Here is a 17,834-nt window from a genome sequence, read left to right on the forward strand (position 1 = left end):
CTTGTTTAGCTAAGTGAGTACGGATTGAAAATTAAAAGGAATAAAATACATAATCATGGGAAAAATTATTGGAATTGACTTAGGAACGACTAACTCCTGCGTCGCTGTAATGGAAGGGAATGAGCCGGTGGTGATTCCTAACAGCGAAGGAAGAAGGACTACCCCTTCAATTGTAGCCTTCCTGGACAATGGCAAGGGTGAGCGCAAAGTTGGCGATCCTGCTAAACGTCAGGCCATCACCAACCCACAAAATACAGTTAGCTCTGTAAAGCGCTTTATGGGTAAGAAATACTCTGAAGTAACTGCCGAGCGTAAAAATGTATCATACGGTCTTGAATCAGGCAGCAATGACACTGTAAGGGTGAAAATTGGTGATCGTAACTATACTCCGCAAGAGCTTTCAGCAATGATTCTTCAGAAAATGAAGTCTACAGCTGAGGATTACCTGGGTACTGAAGTGAAAGAAGCGGTAATCACCGTGCCGGCCTACTTCAACGATGCGGAACGTCAGGCTACCAAAGAGGCCGGACAGATCGCAGGCCTTGATGTGAAAAGAATTATCAATGAGCCTACTGCCGCTGCATTGGCTTATGGTCTTGATAAGAAAAACAAGGACATGACCATTGCCGTGTACGACCTTGGTGGTGGTACATTCGATATTTCTGTGCTTGAGCTGGGCGATGGCGTGTTTGAAGTGAAATCTACCAACGGTGATGTTCACCTGGGTGGCGACGACTTTGACTCACTGATCATCGACTGGCTGGCTGAAGAGTTTAAGAAGGACGAGAATATCGACCTCCGCAAGGATCCAATGGCGCTACAGCGTTTGAAAGAAGCAGCTGAAAAAGCTAAAATTGAGCTTTCAAGCTCTGCCAGCACCGAAATCAACTTGCCTTACATCATGCCAGTTGATGGTATACCCAAGCACCTTGTTCGCACACTTTCTCGCTCTAAGTTTGAGCAATTGACTGACAGCCTTGTGCAGCGCACGCTGGAGCCATGTCGCAAAGCATTGAAAGATGCCGGCATGAATCCTACAGAAATTGATGAGGTAATTCTTGTAGGTGGTTCCACCCGTATTCCAAGAATTCAGGAAGAGGTAGAGAAGTTCTTTGGCAAAAAGCCTTCTAAAGGTGTTAACCCCGACGAAGTGGTGGCCGTAGGGGCAGCTATTCAGGGTGGAGTATTGACTGGAGAAGTAAAAGACGTGCTTCTGCTTGATGTAACTCCACTTTCATTGGGTATTGAAACCATGGGTGGTGTAATGACCAAGCTGATTGAGTCGAACACAACGATCCCTTCAAGGAAGTCGGAGGTGTTCTCAACGGCGTCTGATAACCAACCATCTGTGGAGATACACATTTTGCAGGGTGAGCGCTCAATGGCGAGAGATAACCGCACCATCGGTCGTTTCCACCTTGACAGTATTCCACCAGCACCACGTGGCGTACCTCAAATCGAAGTGACATTCGATATTGATGCGAATGGTATCCTTCATGTGTCTGCCAAAGACAAAGGAACTGGTAAGGAGCAGAAGATCAGGATTGAAGCTTCTTCTGGATTGACCGACGCTGAAATCGAAAAGATGAAAGCCGAAGCAAAAGCCAACGCAGATTCTGATCAGGCTGAAAGAGAAAAAATAGATAAGCTGAATGGTGCGGACTCTATGATCTTCCAGACCGAGAAGCAGCTGAAGGAGTATGGTGAGAAGCTTTCCGAAGGTAACAAGACCGCTATTGAAGCGGCCCTTGAAAATCTGAAGACTGCTCACAAGGCTCAGGATATCGCAGGTATAGACACTGCCACTGAGGCTTTGAATCAGGCATGGGCAGCAGCCTCTCAGGAAATGTATGCTTCGACTGAAGGTGGACAGCCAGGTGCAGATCCGGGACAGCAAGCTAACGGAGCCGCCGGAGGCGAAGCCAAAGCAGACAGCGATGTGTCTGACGTAGAATACGAAGAGGTAGACGATACGAAAAAGTAGTCGTTTGCCCTACATCATAGATCACGAAGCCTCTCAGGAAACTGAGGGGCTTTTTTGTGTTTTATTTTACACGATTCTCGAAAAGAAGCCATTTTTGACTTACTTTAGTCATTGATTCATATTTTTTCAGATGAGAGCAAGTAAAATTTTTACCCTGTCGACTTCTTTTTTTGTTTGCATAAGTTTTTTCGCAAACGGGCAGGAAGCATACCAAAGAATAGAGGTGGCAGCTCCTCTGCACCCGTTCATTCGAACTTTCGAAAATTACTACCTGCAGTCGGAGCTGTACGTAACGCCAAAAAGAAGTTGGGTAGCAACAGCGGGCTACAAAGGCGGGGAGCTATGGGAGCTCTTTTTTAGAAATGGAAATTATAAAGGCTACCGCCTTGACCTTGGCCACAGATTCTACATGCCTACGGAGGTTCGTTGGATGCAGGCTTTCGCAACGGCCAACTTAAACCTTGAAGCTGGAAAATTGGCTATTCGAGAAGGCGCATTTGTGCCGACTGATTCTCTACAAATGAAAGGAGTAATGATAGGGCCCGAAATAAACTTTGGCGCTAAAATTACGATGTTCAAGCGGGTGACTTTGGCTACCCTGGTGGGTTACAGACACTACTTCAACACTTTCAATACCGATAAAATCACAAGCAACCCTTCTTACTGGCGATACAACGATTGGGACAATAACCATCAGAGCTGGGAAGAAAACAGGGAGTATGTTGAAAATTTCAGAAAGGGCAGATATCCCGTTGTTCAAATCAACGTGGGCTATGTGTTCGGACTTCGGAAAAAGCAAAAACTGCCTGAGGGCTAACCATTTCTCTCCTCAAACTTCCTCCTAATCACCAGCTGAACCGGCACGCCATCGATCTTACTTTCAAGCCACGAAATGATATCCAGATAAAGGAAAGCACGTAGCTCAAAGGGCTGTTTCAGTGTTTCCTCCAGCCTTTCCTTCAGTGCCTGAAATTCCTTTTTGATGTTTTCTGGCAGCATGCCCGGCACTTTTCGCAGCCATTTGATGATCTCCTTTTGCACCCCCTGGAGGTTATCCATTTTCACTAAAAACCGATACACCGACTTGATTTGGTATTCCAGCAAATCGCTGTTGCCCATTTCGTAGTGGGCAATCAGGTTCAGTATGCGTGCGAAGCAATGAATGTCTTCTCTAAGGCTAACATCTTTGAGATTGATGATTTTGTTGAGGTATTTGACGGCGTTTTTATTGTCGTCGCTTCCAAAATAGAGGCAGGCGATTTTGTAGTAGAAAAGCAGTACCCTGTGCGAGTCGATTTTGTTGTCAAACTTATCAATGATTTCCAATACATCAGGAACAATGACTACGCCTTCGGTAAACCGACCCTCCATAAAGAACAGGTTGATCTTGTCATTATAATAATAGAAAGCCAGCAAGCTTTGGATGTTCTCATTCTGGGAAAACAATGCCGAGTTCTTTAGTTCTTCCAGTACCAGGAGTTTTTCTGCAAACTTTGGATAATGCTGAATATTGAAAAGTGCCGCAAGAAGATTGTGTAGTCCTTTGATGTACAGGTCGGGCTTCCTTTTGATCATCGCCGGATGGCTTTTGAAAAGCTCCACCCAGCGGTCAGCGTAGCGGTAGCACTTCACAAAATCCTGCACGATGTAGTAGTACCAAACCATCGATTGGCAGAGGTACACCTTCTCGTTGAAGCTGAGACTGTCATACTCGTAGTCAGGCAGGTTTCTTTTAAAATAATGCTGCACAACCCTGTAGTCTTCTTCATTTCGCACATAACCCAGCTTGATATAAAGGCTGTAAAGCGAAATAGACAGGTTAGATAGCTCTTGTGTTTTGGCAATTATTTTGGTTACATGCCTCGACTCATTGACCAGCTCCTCTGCCCTGTTGCCAATGCTTCGGGTAATGTACTGTCCTTCTATCAGCTTCTCGAAGTCGATGATCTCCAATTGTAGGATTTCTTCATTGTTTTCAGCGGCCTTCTGTTTCAGCTTGTCGAGAATCCGGAGACTTTGCTTATAGAGTCCTTTGTTATAAAGCACCCTCGCATAATCAATTTGCTCCCGCACTTCAATAGGGTAGTCGTAGTTGATATGGATAAGCCGGAGGCTTTTAAGCACTTGCCCGTACAAATGACTTTTCAGGTTGGAAAGTTGCTGAGGAATCAATGATGGAGCCTTTTTAAGGATCACCTTTTCGTCATAGACATCAACATCGTCCATCACGTCGAAAAGAGTGATAAACTTACTGTCTTCCTTGCCGTTGATGCGCCTGGCGTACAGCTTGAAATTGCGCTTCTCAGCCTTGGTGAGCGACTTAATCAGCTGGAATAAGGGGTCTGTTTCTTGTTTGGCCATTGTATTGTGCAGCTGGCAATATAGCCTTTATTTTGCAATTTGGGCCTCTTATTCAGTAAATACATGCGTTTGGCTGTCGTAGTGATTTTGAATTTTAGGCTTTGGCAGACCTTCAGTTAAAGTAGATTTGTTGCATAGAATCAATTATCGAATACCAGAAATGGGATTCTTGTTAAAAAAATACACACCTTAGTATGAGCAAAGATCGAGTCTACATTTTCGACACTACCCTTAGAGACGGCGAACAGGTTCCCGGCTGTCAATTGAATACTGAAGAAAAAGTAATTGTTGCCAAGCAACTTGAGGCCCTCGGCGTTGACGTAATTGAGGCTGGTTTTCCAGTGTCAAGCCCTGGAGATTTTAACTCTGTAGTAGAAATTTCCAGGAATGTGACTGAGCCGGTGGTTTGTGCGCTTACCAGGGCCAAAGTGGTTGACATTGATTGTGCGGCTCAGGCCCTCCATTTAGCCAAAAGAAAAAGAATCCATACTGGCATCGGATCTTCCGATATCCACATTCAACATAAGCTTAAGTCGACCCGTGAGAAGGTGCTTGAGCAGGGCATTTCTGCAGTAAAATACGCCCGCCGCTTTGTCGACGACGTAGAGTTTTTCTGCGAAGATGCTGGCCGTGCCGATCTTGAATTTCTTGCTCTGATGGTTGAAGGCGTGATTGCCGCCGGAGCCACTGTGGTCAACATTCCCGACACCACCGGGTATACACTGCCATGGCAGTTTGGTGAGCGCATCAAGTATTTGTACGACCATGTGCCTAATATCGATAAGGCAATTATCTCTGTGCATTGCCACAACGACCTTGGTATGGCGACTGCCAACTCAATTTCTGGTTTGGCCAATGGTGCCCGTCAGGTGGAAGTCACTATCAACGGTATTGGAGAGAGAGCAGGGAACACTTCTCTGGAAGAGGTGGTGATGACATTGAAGTCGCACCCATACCTGAACCTGGAAACCAATATTAACACCAAAGGCATTTATGCGATGAGCAAAATGGTGTCGCACATGATGAACATGCCTGTGCAGCCTAACAAGGCGATTGTGGGCAAAAATGCTTTTTCACACTCATCGGGTATTCACCAGGACGGCTTCCTCAAGCACAGAGAAAACTACGAAATCATCGATCCGGAGGATGTTGGCGTTCCTTCGTCATTGATCCTTCTTACTGCCCGCAGCGGCAGGGCTGCGCTTACGCACCGGCTTCAGGTGCTTGGCTACAAGTTCGACAAAGACGAAATGGAAGTGATTTACATGCACTTCCTTGAAATGGCCGACCGCAAAAAGCAAATCGAAGATGAGGATTTGTTTGAATTGGTGAAGATTGACGAGGTGGAAGCTTTGTTGAGCACCAAAACTGGAAAAAGCAAGGATGTGCTATAAACCAGGCGGGAGCCTTTGAAGCATCGGAGGCTGATTTCCCGAACACTTCAGAATTCATAAGTCAATACGGACAAATTTTTAATACAGGAGATTTCTGTAAACGTTACCCCTATGACCGACGAAATCAAACAAGCGGTACCGGCTGCGTATCGTGGAATTGCTGTGGCCACTGAGAAAGCTGGCTTCACAATGGCTTCCGACCCTTTGACAGGTTCCCTGCTACGTACGCTTGCCGCCTCAAAACCGCAGGGCAGCTTTTTGGAGCTGGGTACTGGTACGGGGCTTTCCACCTCGTGGATATTGAGCGGCATGGATCAAAAGTCCTCCCTGATTTCGGTCGACAATAACGAGACATTTCTGGGTATCGCCGCCGATTTTTTGGACCATGATCCCCGGCTACAGCTTGTGTGCGCCGATGGCGAGGAGTGGTTATTAGCCAGCAGTAGCCTGCGATTCGACTATATCTTTGCTGATACGTGGCATGGGAAGTATTTAATGCTCGAAGATGTGTTGGCGATGCTCAAACCAGGAGGGCTCTACATCATCGACGACATGCTGCCTCAGCCTAACTGGCCTGAAGGTCACCATGAGAAAGCGCTTCGACTGGTGGAAGAGCTGGAAAAAAATGAAAGCTTGCTGCTGACAAAACAGACCTGGTCAACAGGGATAGTAGTAGCAACAAGGAAGGCAGGATAGGGGAAACAAAAAAGAGAGGCCTTCAAATTTGAAGGCCTCTTAATAATTACTTAAGTCTTTTGCTTATTTCTTCAATTTTTGGCTTGGCGTCTTCACGGCCAAGGTCGAACGCTTTCTGGTATAAGTCGAGCGCCTCTTTGTAAGACTCCTTCTTTTTCTTCGGAGCAAGCTGCGTACGACGGGCTGCCTCTTCCGCTGCCTGAGCTCTCATAAAGTAAGAGTCGGCCTGCGAAACTTTAGACTGAGTGAGCAGTTCAGTGATTCTGGTTTCCAGCATAGTCAATTCCTGACGCTTAGCTTCAATTTGCAGCGCTTTGTCTTCCAACTCAGTGTTTTGAAGCTCAACCAAAGTGCCCAGCTGCTCATTCTTCTCTTTGTATTCAGCAACTGTTGCTTCCAACTGAGCTATTTGAGCCGTTTTGTCTTCCAACTGCTTCTTCAACCTTGCGATAGAGTTTGCGTATGTTTTGTTTGAAGAATTCGACTTCGCAAGGCTCTTCTCCATTTCGTCGATTTTCTTTTCAGAATCTTTTACGTACTGATTCAGTTCACTCAGTCGAGTGTTGAAGTCATCGTAAGTAGTGCCCATTTCCATGTTGACCTTTAGCGCATTCCTGTTTTGATCGATCGAATCGAGTAATACGCCGACGTTCTCAAGTACCGCCGACATTTGACGCTGGAAAGCGAGCTCCGTGTTAAGGGAGTCGATCTTTGCCACAAGTGTTTCATTTTCCTGTTTAAGGCCACAAGAAGCCATGAGTGAGGTAACAATAACCAACACTGCCAATTGATTTTTCATAATAGTTTGGTGCATTTTTAAAATTGCGAGGCAAAAGTATATAAAAGATAAATTCACTAATGAAGTTGGCCCTTAATTATTTTTAACTCAGGGGTTATTACCGGTGCCAAAGATATTCCAGGGGGCGGATAGCAAGCTAATATGATCAAATTTAGAAAAAAATAAGGTAACACTAGCATTCCTATGCCTTCCCTTTTCGAAACGGCTCGTTGGAAGTTTATTTGGCCAAAGATTTTACCCGGTCAAATTCTTCATCGTAGTCTTTGCGAATTGTGCCGAAAAGTCTATCCCACCAAAGGAAGTACAGACCGTAGTTACCTTGGAAGTGCTTGTGGTGTTGATTGTGATTCACCGACGTGTTGAACCACTTACCTAGCCATGATCGCTGAAAGTTTTTTGGATAGAGCTCATAGCCAAGATGGCCGTACACATTGTAGAGCATCATGAGTGCGAGCCAAATCATGACGGCCGACCGATGAGTAGGAATGGAAAATACAATGACATAGATAACGCCCGCCTCTATCACCGCCTCAGCTGGCTGGAAGGCCAACGCCGCCCATGGTGAAGGATTGGTAGACATATGATGTACCTTATGCAAGGTCTTGAAAAGCCTGGGATGATGCATAATACGGTGCATCAGGTAAAAATAGCCATCATGAATGAGTAGCATCAGCACGATGCTAAAAGCGAAGTAGCCCCACCCATAATCCCCAATTACGGCGTATTGTTTGGTGTAGGGTTTTATAAAAGGCGTAAATGTGCTAAGAGCCACGATCCAGAAAATAAGGATCGTTAGCAGACTGTAGCCAATTTCACGCAAATAGTTATTTCTTTTCGGAAAGACCTGTTGGATTTTTCGGGAAGCCCAACGGCTTTTTAAAATCTTATAGAAGATAAAAAAGGCGAGGCTGGCGATCAGGGCATATCGCAGAAAAATGATTAAAAGAAGGATATAGAACCTTTGATCCATTGGCGCCAATATTTCCTCTAAAATACGATTTAGTGGTCAAAGAACCTTGCAGGCCTTTTGTATAGTGCTTAACCAAAAAAGCGGTTTGGACTATCCGCTTATTTTGTACCTTTCGCCGTCGTAATTTTAAGTACATGTCCGAAAAACGTCCGGCCGCCCTCGGCTTTATTTTTATTACGCTTCTTATAGACGTTACCGGGCTGGGCATCATTATACCAGTGCTGCCCAGCCTTATCAAAGAGCTTATCAATGGAGACCTTAGCCAGGCGGCCCAGTATGGTGGCTGGTTATTGTTTGCTTACGCTGGCATGCAGTTTCTGTTTGCCCCTGTGTTGGGCGGGCTGAGTGACCATTTTGGCCGCAGACCTGTGCTGCTTGCCTCGCTGTTTGGGTTCGGACTCGATTATTTGCTGTTAGCATTCGCTCCTAATATTTGGTGGCTTTTTGTTGGTCGCTTGCTGGCGGGGGTAACCGGTGCCAGCTTCACAACAGCATCGGCCTACATCGCCGACATAAGCACGCCTGAAAAAAGAGCACAGAACTTCGGAATCATAGGGGCTGCGTTTGGCCTTGGTTTTATCATAGGCCCCGTGATTGGCGGCTTACTAGGTCAGTACGGCTCAAGAGTCCCTTTCTTTGCTGCTGCTGCATTGGCGTTGCTCAACTGGCTCTACGGCTATTTTGTGCTGCCTGAGTCGCTCCCAGCCGATAAAAGGCGGCCTTTCAGTATCCGTCGGGCCAATCCGTTGGGCTCATTGAAAGCCTTGCAAAAGTACCCCAAGGTGCTCGGCCTGGTGGGCGCTTTCTTTTTTATCTATCTGGCCGGGCATGTCAACCAAAGTACCTGGGCTTATTTCACTATGCTTGAGTTTGGTTGGAATGAGGCCTGGGTTGGCTATTCGCTGGGCTTTGTAGGGTTAACCGTTGCTATTGTGCAAGGAGGACTTATCCGCATTGTGGTGCCGAGAATAGGGCAGTGGAATGCCGTGTTCGTTGGCATGTTTTTTTATATTTTCGGCTTTATCCTTTTTGCATTTGCATCGCAGGGCTGGATGATGTTCGCCATTATGGTGCCCTTTGCCTTAGGTGGTTTCGCCGGCCCCTCGCTGCAAAGCCTGATCTCCGGACAGGTGCCATCCAATGAGCAAGGGGAGCTACAGGGAGCGTTGACCAGCATGACCAGCGTAACGTCCATCATCGGGCCTCCATTGATGACCAACCTCTTTGCCTATTTCACAGGCGAAAACCCAATCGTTTATTTCCCGGGAGCAGCTTTTCTGGCTGCGGCTGTCATTACGGTGGTGGCTGTTTTTCTGGCCATCCCTTCATTCAACAAAAGAAATTCTTGATCTCAATTTTCGGCATCATCATCCAGGATTTCAATATCATGGATGAGAACCTTTTTGGCTATTGATCGCCCGGTAGGTGTGGTGGCAAGTCCTCCCTCTGCCGTTTCCTTGTAGCGGCTTTCCATCGCCTGGCCTATTTCGCCCATGGCCTCCACACACTCGTCCACAGGAATGACACTACTTACGTCGGAAATAGCGATTTGCGCCGAGGAGTTGGCAATGGCTGCTGCACTGGCGTTGCGCACTACGCAGGGCACTTCTACCAGCCCTGCCACGGGGTCGCACACAAGACCGAGCATGCACTGGACCGTGATAGCCACAGCGTTGAAAACCTGATCAACGCTACCTCCAAGACAATAAACGATGGCTCCGGCAGCCATGGCCCCGGCGCTGCCTGTTTCTGCCTGGCAGCCGCCTACTGCGCCGGAAATGGAGGCCTTCTGCTCCATGATCAAGGCAATGCCTGCGCCCACCAGTAAGCCTTCCAAAATCTTCCGATCGTCCAGCTGATGAAGCTCCTGCAGTGTAACCAGCGTTCCGGGCAGGATGCCCGAAGCACCGGCTGTAGGTGCCGCCACCACCCGGCCCATGCAAGAATTGACCTCTTTGGCAGCCAGGGCCCGTGAAATCAGCACTTGAAATTCCTTTGACAGGACAGTGATGGGGTTATTGTATACTTTTTTTGCTCCGTTGTTGATCATCCCTGAGCGGGAGGTCATATTCTCAGTGAGCCCCGTTTGGACGGCCTCCTTCATCACCTCATAGGCCCTTTGGAGTCCGTTCCAAATTTCCTCTTCCGTTTTATTCTTTTGCTGGATCTCGTATTCGATGACAGGCTCAAAAAGCTTAATGCTTCTGTCCTGGCAATCTTTCTTCCAGCTGGCGAAGCTTTCAAATAAGATACTCATAATGGGTCATTTGTTGTTCAACAAAGATAACGAAAAAGGAACCCGGAACCGTTTTGCCCCCAAGTGTCTATTTGTCTTGATAAAATCTGAATGGAAATATGCAAAGCCTGACTAACTTTGCCCCATGCAATTGAAGAACGACCTGATCCTCCGGGCTGCCAGAGGAGAGAAAACGGAGAGGACACCGGTATGGATGATGCGGCAAGCAGGCAGGATTTTGCCAGAATACAGGGCCGTGCGAAACAGCCTGAGCGGATTCATTGAATTGGTAAAAACACCGCAGTTTGCTGCAGAAGTAACAGTGCAACCGGTAGACATTCTGGGAGTAGACGCTGCCATTATCTTTTCCGACATTTTGGTGATACCAGAGGCCATGGGATGCTCCTACGAAATGGTGGAGAAGAGAGGGCCAACTTTCCCCAAAACGATAAAGACTGAGAAAGATATAGACGAATTGCGTATCGCCGACGGCGAAACCGATTTGGGCTATGTGATAGAGGCCATCAAGCTTACCAATAAAGAGCTGGCCGGCCGAGTACCTTTAATAGGATTCGCCGGCGCCCCATGGACACTATTTTCTTATATGGTGGAGGGTTCTGGCAGCAAGACATTCTCAAAAGCCAGGGGTTTTTTGTACACCGAACCGGCATTGGCACATAAGGCGCTTGAAAAGATCACACAAAGCACCATCAGCTACCTGAAGGCTCAGGTAAAAGCAGGTGCCCACATGTTGCAGATATTCGATTCGTGGGCAGGTGTATTGCCGCCTCAGCATTACAGAGAATTCTCGCTCGCTTATATCAGGAAAATATGCGAGGCTATTCCGGAGGTGCCGGTCACAGTTTTTGCCAAAGGCGCCTTTTTTTCACTTGAAGAAATTGGCCAACTGCCTTGCGCTACGGTTGGCCTCGACTGGAACATGGACGTGGGCGAGTCGAGGGCAAAAGTGGGAGCCAGCAAAACACTACAGGGCAACCTCGACCCCTGTGCCCTCTATGGGAGCTTTGCAGAGATAGAGAAGGCGACAAAAAGCATGTTGAAGGCCTTTGGGCCTCAGCGTCATATCGCCAACCTGGGTCACGGCGTTTATCCTGATACCGACCCTGAAAAGGTGAAGTGCTTTATCGAAACAGTGAAGGAGTACAGCCACCGCTAACTTGCCTGCGAAAGATATTTGATCAGTTTTTCGTGGAGATCCTCGGGCACAAAGGGCTTGGTGACGATGTCGTTCATGCCAACAGTGAAAATCTGATCCCGGATGTCTGAGGGGATGGCGGCGGTAATGGCGATGATGGGCGTTTTCGCATCCGTTTCCCTGATTTTTTCCGTGGCCTTGTAACCATCCATAACTGGCATCTGAAGATCCATCAGGATAATATCAAAAGGCGTGGCTCTGTGCTTTTCAACGGCTATCTGGCCATTGACTGCAATTTCTATATTGGCTCCCCACTTTTGCAAAAACTTTTTGATGACCAGCACATTCACCTTGTTGTCTTCCACCACTAATATTTTCTTGCTCTCCACAATGTTTCTGTCGATTACTTTGGGCACGACAGGGGCGGGTAATTTTTCTGCCGTTCTCACCAGGCCAAACCATTGACTAAAATAGAATCGGGAACCTTCGCCAGGAGTGCTGACAAACTGAATATCGGAGCCTTGCAGTGTCAGCAGCCGCCTGATGATGCTGAGGCCAAGCCCTGTTCCTCCGTACTCCCGGGTGGTGGAAGCGTTGCCCTGCGAAAAGCTTTCAAAAATCATCTCACTCTGACTCTCTTTTATGCCAATGCCACTATCAATCACCTCAAATAGCAACTTGACGCTGTCGCTTTCTTTTTCCTCCAGCGAAACCTTAAGGCGGACAAAGCCCGACGCCGTGAACTTGAAAGCATTGTCCAAAAGGTTGACCAACACCTGCGACAGCCGGGCTTTATCGCAAAGAATGTCATCGGGGACGTCGTCGGCTATTTGAAGTTGAAAGTCCAGTTGCTTCTGTTTAGCAGTTTTTTCAAATGAGGTGTAAACCGATCGAAGGAATTCTTTAAGAGATATTTTTTCCGTAGAAAAGTCGATTTGACCCGAGTCGATTTTACTAAAATCAAGTAGCTCGGTGATCAGGTTCATGAGTCGCTCGGCTGAAAACTTAAGTGTATTCAGGCTTTCCTTTTGTGTCTGCTTGGGCTTGTCCTCAATCAAAAAGTTGGTCATGCCCAACACGGCATTCAATGGGGTTCTCATTTCGTGAGACATGGTCGAAAGGAACTCCGTGCGGGCCCTGGAAGCCTTTTCCGCTTGCTCTTTGGCTTCCTTAAGATTTTGTGCAAACCGAAATGACAGGATAAGGCCCTGACAAAAGAAGAAGAGGATGTGGGCAATGAAATTAAACAGAACAATTCTCGGTGTTAGGTCAAAATACACCAGTACATTATAGCCCACTATCGCAAAAACGATCAGTTTTGCCACAAGTGCATATACAGCTGCCGGCCTCTTGTGTATGACAGCCATCACCACTATGTATATTCCGTAGCAAATAGCCAGCAGAAGAACATAGAGATAGTAGGGAAGGATAGAAGTAAACAGGAGGATAGGGCCTGCCACTGTCAACAAGCTTATGCCCAAAGTGACCCATAGAAAGACAGAGAAAACAGGCTTGTATACTTCTTCGGGATAAAGACTGATGATGTAACGGACAAAGAAATAGAGACCCATAAATACGCTGAGGTGCTCGAGCCTTAGCAGTAGAGAAAAAGGCATCTCCCACACTGCGTTGATAGCATAGATATCCGAACCGATATTTCTATAGGCGTATACCAGGCAAAACAGCGCAAAGTAAAGCATGGGCTTGTCGTGCCGCCCAAATAGGTAGAGTCCAAAAAAGAAAAACCCACCCATGAACATGGCGCCTGCCAAAATCCAGTCGTAAGCCAGCTCCACTTCTTTGGCTCGGGCCAATTGCATTTCCTCACCAAGGGTAATACTTTGGGAACTTCCGCCTTTTCTATGAATAAAATTGGAGACTTGAAGCACCAGGTGAAGTGTATCTGCCTTTTCTCTCAGCGGCTTTGTTTTTGGATAAGACTGAGGCTGCGATTCTTCCCTGGTTTTTCCAACAATGCCGTTTTTTGAAAACACCTCGCCGTTGATGAATAGCTGGTAGCTGGTGAAAAAGTCTTCTACCCACATGAGCAAGGCAGGATGGTCTTTGGGTAAAAGAACAGTAAGAGAGTAGGTGGCGTAGCCTGCTCTGCTTAGCTCGATACCGTCCACCTCCGCATTGTTCCAAATCCTGGGAAACTGAAAGTAGTGGGGAGGTTTTTTGGCTAACTCAGCACCTTCTGGTTCGAGCAATTCTTTCCAGTAAAAGCCCCATTCTCCATCCAGCTTTATTGGGCCATCCCGCAAAAAATCCCAGCCCCTCAAGTCCAATGTCCCCTTCGTTGCTGTTGGTTTTTCAGCATCTGCGTGCAGGGAAAATGAAATAAAAGTGGTGAGGACTCCAACAAAAAATAAAAATCTCGACATCTTAGCCCCTTAAAGGGATTCAATATAGGCTTAATAGTTCAACAAATGGCCGTGCGAGCTGGTTGAATAAGTTCCGAATATAATTGTTTTCGACGAATACCTAACGGCAGATCAACCCATGGTTACTTCAGATATTGACATACTAAGAAAGGTAATAGTCCATCGCCCTGATCAGGGAATAGAATGGGTAACTCCGTTCAACAAGGCTGAGCTCTTGTATGATGACATTGTTTTCTTACCCAAAATGCAGGAGGAGCACAGCTTGCTTACCGGCGTACTTTCGTTTTTTGCAGGGAAAGAAAATGTGCTAGAGTTCACAGACCTGTTGACAGATATTTTGACCGATGCGAAGCTAAGGTCACAATTGCTCGATGAGGTGTTTAAGCTGGAGAGTCTGACGCCCGACACACAGTTGGTGTTGCAACAACTTTCACCAGAAAACCTGGCCAAGGCCCTTATTAGTGGATACAAGACGAGCGGAAATGTTTTGCTCAACCCAGTGCCCAACCTTATTTTCACCCGGGACATTGGCGCTGTGGTGAACAATTATGTAATCACCTGCCAGGCTGAAAAAATGCCCCGCAAAAGAGAGAACATTCTTACCTGGTTCATCACCCATCACCACCCGGTATTTGTAAAAGTGGGTTACAAATATCTTGACTTGTGCACTTCGTCGGATCACCTGGCTACGACACTTTCCAACAGAGCGGAGACAATTGAGGGGGGCGACATTATTCATTTAAGTCCATCGCATTTGCTCATTGGGTGCAGCGAGAGAACAAACATGGTGGCGCTCTGGAGAATAAGGGAGCAGCTGCGTGAGCACAAGGTGGTGGAGAAGTTTACCATCGTAGATATTCCCAAGGAAGAATATTGCATGCATATAGACACTATTTTCTCCAAGGTGAACACGCACGATTATGTGCTCTACGAACATGTGCTGCAGGATCCCACTCAAATTAGTATAGAAAGCTTCGACTTGCAGGGCAACACCTCCCAGCGATTTGATACCATCAAGGATTTGATACTGGCCGAAGACGCCGGGGCCAGGTTTGTGTCGTGCGGCAATGGGGAGCACCCGTTCGATCAGCGGGAGCAATGGAGCAGCGCCTGCAATTTTGTGGCCGTAAGGCCTGGTGTGGCAGTTACTTACCGCCGGAACACCAAAACCATCGAAGGCTTTCAGCAGCTTGGATATACCGTCATCCCTGCTGAGCAATTTCTACAGCAGGCCACCGAAGGCAAGATTGACAAAGAGAAGATTCAAAATACCATCATCACCATTCCTGCCGGTGAGCTTAGCCGTGGCAGTGGCGGGCCGCATTGCCTCACATTCCCTATTGAGAGAGGATAGGTTGGGGGACGTAAAAGTGCTGTTTGTTTATGTTAGGCCATGTTTTTTTGGCTGACCAAAATAAATAGTGAAACGGCGAAGCAAGCCAGGGCAAACAGAAAGGTGCCCAGCATACCATATTGAAGCGCAGCATTTTGAGACCCTTGCGGATAGATTACCTGCAATACTGAGCGTGTTCCCCACAAGACAACTGAAACAGAGAGCATCGTGGCAAGTGAAAACTGATCCCGGGGCTCCCGATAGACAAAGATCAAATTCACGATTCCCAATAACACCAGCGCCAGCGAAAAGAAAACATTAACAGCCCGCACAGCGACCACCAACTCGGTTGCACTTTTGTCTATATAGGAGTACCAGTTCCATATTTTAGGAACAAAAAAGTGCCATATGCCGAACCCAATGGAAATCGCACTGCCGACGGTTGTCAAAATTGTTGCAACTAATTTCATATCAAGCTGACAATTCTAATTGTAAGGGTCTGATTGCAAACACCACCGTTCTGGCGGGGTGTCCTCACCCGCCGACTTTTACCAACACCGCCCAATCCTTTTCTGGCTCCGAAGGTGGGTTTCCCAGCGAACGCACCTCGCCTCCTTCTACTGTCTGGATATCGCTTTGCTGTAGCTCACCTCCAGTTCTTGGGTTATACCAGCTTACGGAATAGCTTCCTTCAGCGCCGGTCAGGTCGATAGAGGCTTCTCCTCCCAGCGGCAAAAACACCGCATAGACTTCTCCCGGCTTGGCCAGGCAGTACGTGTTCTCTCCCGATAGTTCATCGTGGCTTTCCATTTCCACAAAAGGCAGGTGTGTCTGGAAAAAGTCGAGGCCGGCTTTGGTATAGTCCCACATGCGGTCTCTTGAGCGCCAGTCCTCGCAGCCCAGGTCGTTGTCGTGGTTGAGATAGCCGAAGTACCACTCCACGCCGCCGCCGCCAGCCATCAGGTTGCCCCAAAGCACCGACACCCTCACAGTGTCCTGGTTATTGTCTTCCCGGTCGTCGGGATCCAGCCCACGATTAGCGGGCCCAATTTCGTCGATATTCACTATCCAGGGGTGATCAGCCTCAGCTGACTTTTCTACCCATCGTTTTGTGTCCTCATGAGCATCGCCGATGTATCCGATCTGGATCGATGGACCGTCGAGGCTTGGGTGACCCAGCAGCCTGTCGAACATTTCGTGACGCAGCTCCTTGTGAGAGTGGGTGTGAATTACCACGTAGTTTTGGTAGGGGTCGTGGGTTTTGAAATAGTCGGTCATGGCCTTCTGCTGCTCGGTGGTTTGCCCGTTGGGGCTGAAGCTGGCTGGGCCGTTTTCCTCGCCCATGTTCCAGGTCACGGCCAGGTGGTGGCCAAAGCGGGCGATCAGCTCCCGGTAGTAAAGCTTCCGCTGCGGGCCGGTGTCGCCATCGTCGAGCAGCTTTTCGTTTTCTGTTTCCTGGGTCACTATGTGAAGCATGATGCCCTTGCGCTCCATGTGGTCGAACACCACCTCCCACTGGTCGAGCTTGCTACAATCGAAGCGGCTGCGCTCGTCGTAGTCCGTGTAGGGCCATGTATCTTTGCCGTCACCTTCGATGTTCATCGTGAGGAAATAGATGGAATTCATGCCCTTGCTGGCCAGGTAGTTGATGCCGCCGATCAGGTTTTTGCCCTTGTCGCCCTGCCAGGTAGGGTCACCTGCTTGCCAGTCGGCAGCATGAGGGGTGTAATTGTGCAAAGTGGCTTTATTCTCTGCTTCGCCCGACCTGTTTTCGCCTTCCGTTTCTTTATGAGTGCCATCGAAGTCGGCATAGCCGAGCAGGTCTTCCGGGCTGTCGGCTCCGCCTTTCAGAAAGTACTCGCCGGATTCCTGAAACTGCAGGTAGCGCTCCCTCACGTAGGTCAGGCGACCCTTGGCCCGAAGGTCGGGAAGTTGGTAGTTGCCCGCTGCCACTATGAGTTTACCTTCCTCACCATCAAAGGCAACGGGTTCGCCCGCCTGTGGATCATCATCCACGGCTATATTGGCACCCTTGCGAAACGAAACCTGATAAGTCCATTCGCCTTCTTCATCAGGACGGAAATGCACCTTCCACACGTTGCCAGCGGTAGCGCTACTTTCACCAGCGTTGCCATCGGCCGCATAGTAGCCCGGCACCAGCATCTTCTTCAGCCCTTTGGAAAAGACCACGTTCAGCCGGTAGTCGGTGAAGGGATTGTCAGCAGCGTCTTCGGCTGTTTCAGGCCCGGCGAAACTGAGGGTGACTTTGTCCCATTTGGTGGCCTGCAGAGGTTCTTTTTGAGTGCAATTGGTAAGCAGCGCTAAAAATAGGGCTGCTGATAGCAGAGTAGCAGAAAGTTTGTGCATAGTAGGCATTAGGTATGTTTAATGGGTTGAACTTACGATAAATTGGGTAGAAGGCATAGCTGCTTGTTTTGGGAGCGGCCAAATTGTATATGATGACTCGAAAAAGGAATTATCTTGATTGAAAATACAAGGGAAGTATGAGCCAGGGCCATAC

Annotated in this window: 14 protein-coding genes; 7 read left to right on the top strand and 7 right to left on the bottom strand. The window is 47.9% G+C overall.

From position 1 onward, the window contains the following. The first annotated feature begins 55 nt into the window (after positions 1–55). Both dnaK and GC130_RS09965 read left to right on the top strand, forming a co-directional pair. Positions 56–1,984: a molecular chaperone DnaK gene (gene dnaK / locus GC130_RS09960; RefSeq protein WP_151998150.1), complete on the top strand. Its 1,929-nt coding sequence runs from the start codon at positions 56–58 to the stop codon at positions 1,982–1,984. A 130-nt stretch (positions 1,985–2,114) separates the two neighbouring features. Continuing rightward, a complete protein-coding gene (locus GC130_RS09965) occupies positions 2,115–2,801 on the top strand; it encodes a hypothetical protein (protein ID WP_151998151.1) in 687 nt (228 codons plus the stop codon). Here GC130_RS09965 and GC130_RS09970 read toward each other — a convergent pair. Further along, positions 2,798–4,345, bottom strand: a complete 1,548-nt coding sequence (locus GC130_RS09970) for a hypothetical protein (protein WP_151998152.1) — start codon at positions 4,343–4,345, stop codon at positions 2,798–2,800. The genes GC130_RS09965 and GC130_RS09970 overlap by 4 nt on opposite strands. A 194-nt stretch (positions 4,346–4,539) precedes the next feature. Between GC130_RS09970 and GC130_RS09975 the strand changes: the two genes are divergently transcribed. Together GC130_RS09975 and GC130_RS09980 are read left to right on the top strand one after the other, a co-directional pair. Next, positions 4,540–5,739: a 2-isopropylmalate synthase gene (locus GC130_RS09975; protein ID WP_151998153.1), complete on the top strand. Its 1,200-nt coding sequence runs from the start codon at positions 4,540–4,542 to the stop codon at positions 5,737–5,739. Positions 5,740–5,850: 111 nt separating this feature from the next. After that, entirely contained in the window at positions 5,851–6,435 is a 585-nt protein-coding gene (locus GC130_RS09980; RefSeq protein ID WP_151998154.1) for an O-methyltransferase, read from the top strand. A 46-nt stretch (positions 6,436–6,481) separates the two neighbouring features. Here GC130_RS09980 and GC130_RS09985 read toward each other — a convergent pair whose 3' ends face one another. Beyond that, entirely contained in the window at positions 6,482–7,234 is a 753-nt protein-coding gene (locus tag GC130_RS09985) for a hypothetical protein (protein ID WP_151998155.1), read from the bottom strand. 217 nt (positions 7,235–7,451) lie between these two features. Next, positions 7,452–8,204: a sterol desaturase family protein gene (locus GC130_RS09990; protein ID WP_151998156.1), complete on the bottom strand. Its 753-nt coding sequence runs from the start codon at positions 8,202–8,204 to the stop codon at positions 7,452–7,454. Positions 8,205–8,296: 92 nt separating this feature from the next. On the opposite strand from GC130_RS09990, the gene GC130_RS09995 reads away from it, so the two are divergent. After that, the gene (locus GC130_RS09995; protein WP_226940429.1) at positions 8,297–9,553 is read left to right on the top strand and encodes a TCR/Tet family MFS transporter; all 1,257 of its coding nucleotides are present in this window, start codon (positions 8,297–8,299) and stop codon (positions 9,551–9,553) included. A 2-nt stretch (positions 9,554–9,555) separates the two neighbouring features. Here GC130_RS09995 and sdaAA read toward each other — a convergent pair whose 3' ends face one another. Further along, on the bottom strand, positions 9,556–10,461 hold the full coding sequence (gene sdaAA / locus GC130_RS10000) for an L-serine ammonia-lyase, iron-sulfur-dependent, subunit alpha (protein ID WP_151998158.1): 906 nt from the start codon (positions 10,459–10,461) through the stop codon (positions 9,556–9,558). Between the two features lie 124 nt (positions 10,462–10,585). Between sdaAA and hemE the strand changes: the two genes are divergently transcribed. Beyond that, on the top strand, positions 10,586–11,617 hold the full coding sequence (gene hemE, locus GC130_RS10005; RefSeq protein ID WP_151998159.1) for a uroporphyrinogen decarboxylase: 1,032 nt from the start codon (positions 10,586–10,588) through the stop codon (positions 11,615–11,617). Here hemE and GC130_RS10010 read toward each other — a convergent pair. Beyond that, entirely contained in the window at positions 11,614–13,980 is a 2,367-nt protein-coding gene (locus GC130_RS10010; protein WP_151998160.1) for a response regulator, read from the bottom strand. The two genes, hemE and GC130_RS10010, sit on opposite strands and share 4 nt — an antisense overlap. 118 nt (positions 13,981–14,098) lie before the next feature. On the opposite strand from GC130_RS10010, the gene GC130_RS10015 reads away from it, so the two are divergent. Continuing rightward, positions 14,099–15,334, top strand: a complete 1,236-nt coding sequence (locus GC130_RS10015) for an arginine deiminase family protein (RefSeq protein ID WP_151998161.1) — start codon at positions 14,099–14,101, stop codon at positions 15,332–15,334. Positions 15,335–15,366: 32 nt separating this feature from the next. On the opposite strand, the gene GC130_RS10020 is transcribed toward GC130_RS10015, so the two are convergent. Continuing rightward, the gene (locus tag GC130_RS10020) at positions 15,367–15,783 is read right to left on the bottom strand and encodes a hypothetical protein (protein ID WP_151998162.1); all 417 of its coding nucleotides are present in this window, start codon (positions 15,781–15,783) and stop codon (positions 15,367–15,369) included. A 64-nt stretch (positions 15,784–15,847) separates the two neighbouring features. Next, positions 15,848–17,680, bottom strand: coding sequence for a DUF5060 domain-containing protein (locus tag GC130_RS10025; RefSeq protein WP_151998163.1), 1,833 nt, complete (start codon positions 17,678–17,680; stop codon positions 15,848–15,850). Between the last annotated feature and the right edge of the window lie 154 nt (positions 17,681–17,834).

The organism is Imperialibacter sp. EC-SDR9 (assembly GCF_902498805.1).
GTDB lineage: Bacteria > Bacteroidota > Bacteroidia > Cytophagales > Cyclobacteriaceae > Imperialibacter.

What these genes read in the sequence shown, in the direction of transcription:
- GC130_RS09980 (WP_151998154.1), top strand. Translation starts at nt 5,851, where the DNA reads ATGACCGACGAAATCAAACAAGCGGTACCGGCTGCGTATCGTGGAATT.
- sdaAA (WP_151998158.1), bottom strand. Translation starts at nt 10,461, where the DNA reads ATGAGTATCTTATTTGAAAGCTTCGCCAGCTGGAAGAAAGATTGCCAG.
- GC130_RS09970 (WP_151998152.1), bottom strand. Translation starts at nt 4,345, where the DNA reads ATGGCCAAACAAGAAACAGACCCCTTATTCCAGCTGATTAAGTCGCTC.
- dnaK (WP_151998150.1), top strand. Translation starts at nt 56, where the DNA reads ATGGGAAAAATTATTGGAATTGACTTAGGAACGACTAACTCCTGCGTC.
- hemE (WP_151998159.1), top strand. Translation starts at nt 10,586, where the DNA reads ATGCAATTGAAGAACGACCTGATCCTCCGGGCTGCCAGAGGAGAGAAA.
- GC130_RS09965 (WP_151998151.1), top strand. Translation starts at nt 2,115, where the DNA reads ATGAGAGCAAGTAAAATTTTTACCCTGTCGACTTCTTTTTTTGTTTGC.
- GC130_RS10020 (WP_151998162.1), bottom strand. Translation starts at nt 15,783, where the DNA reads ATGAAATTAGTTGCAACAATTTTGACAACCGTCGGCAGTGCGATTTCC.
- GC130_RS09985 (WP_151998155.1), bottom strand. Translation starts at nt 7,234, where the DNA reads ATGAAAAATCAATTGGCAGTGTTGGTTATTGTTACCTCACTCATGGCT.
- GC130_RS09990 (WP_151998156.1), bottom strand. Translation starts at nt 8,204, where the DNA reads ATGGATCAAAGGTTCTATATCCTTCTTTTAATCATTTTTCTGCGATAT.
- GC130_RS10010 (WP_151998160.1), bottom strand. Translation starts at nt 13,980, where the DNA reads ATGTCGAGATTTTTATTTTTTGTTGGAGTCCTCACCACTTTTATTTCA.
- GC130_RS10025 (WP_151998163.1), bottom strand. Translation starts at nt 17,680, where the DNA reads ATGCACAAACTTTCTGCTACTCTGCTATCAGCAGCCCTATTTTTAGCG.
- GC130_RS09975 (WP_151998153.1), top strand. Translation starts at nt 4,540, where the DNA reads ATGAGCAAAGATCGAGTCTACATTTTCGACACTACCCTTAGAGACGGC.
- GC130_RS10015 (WP_151998161.1), top strand. Translation starts at nt 14,099, where the DNA reads ATGGTTACTTCAGATATTGACATACTAAGAAAGGTAATAGTCCATCGC.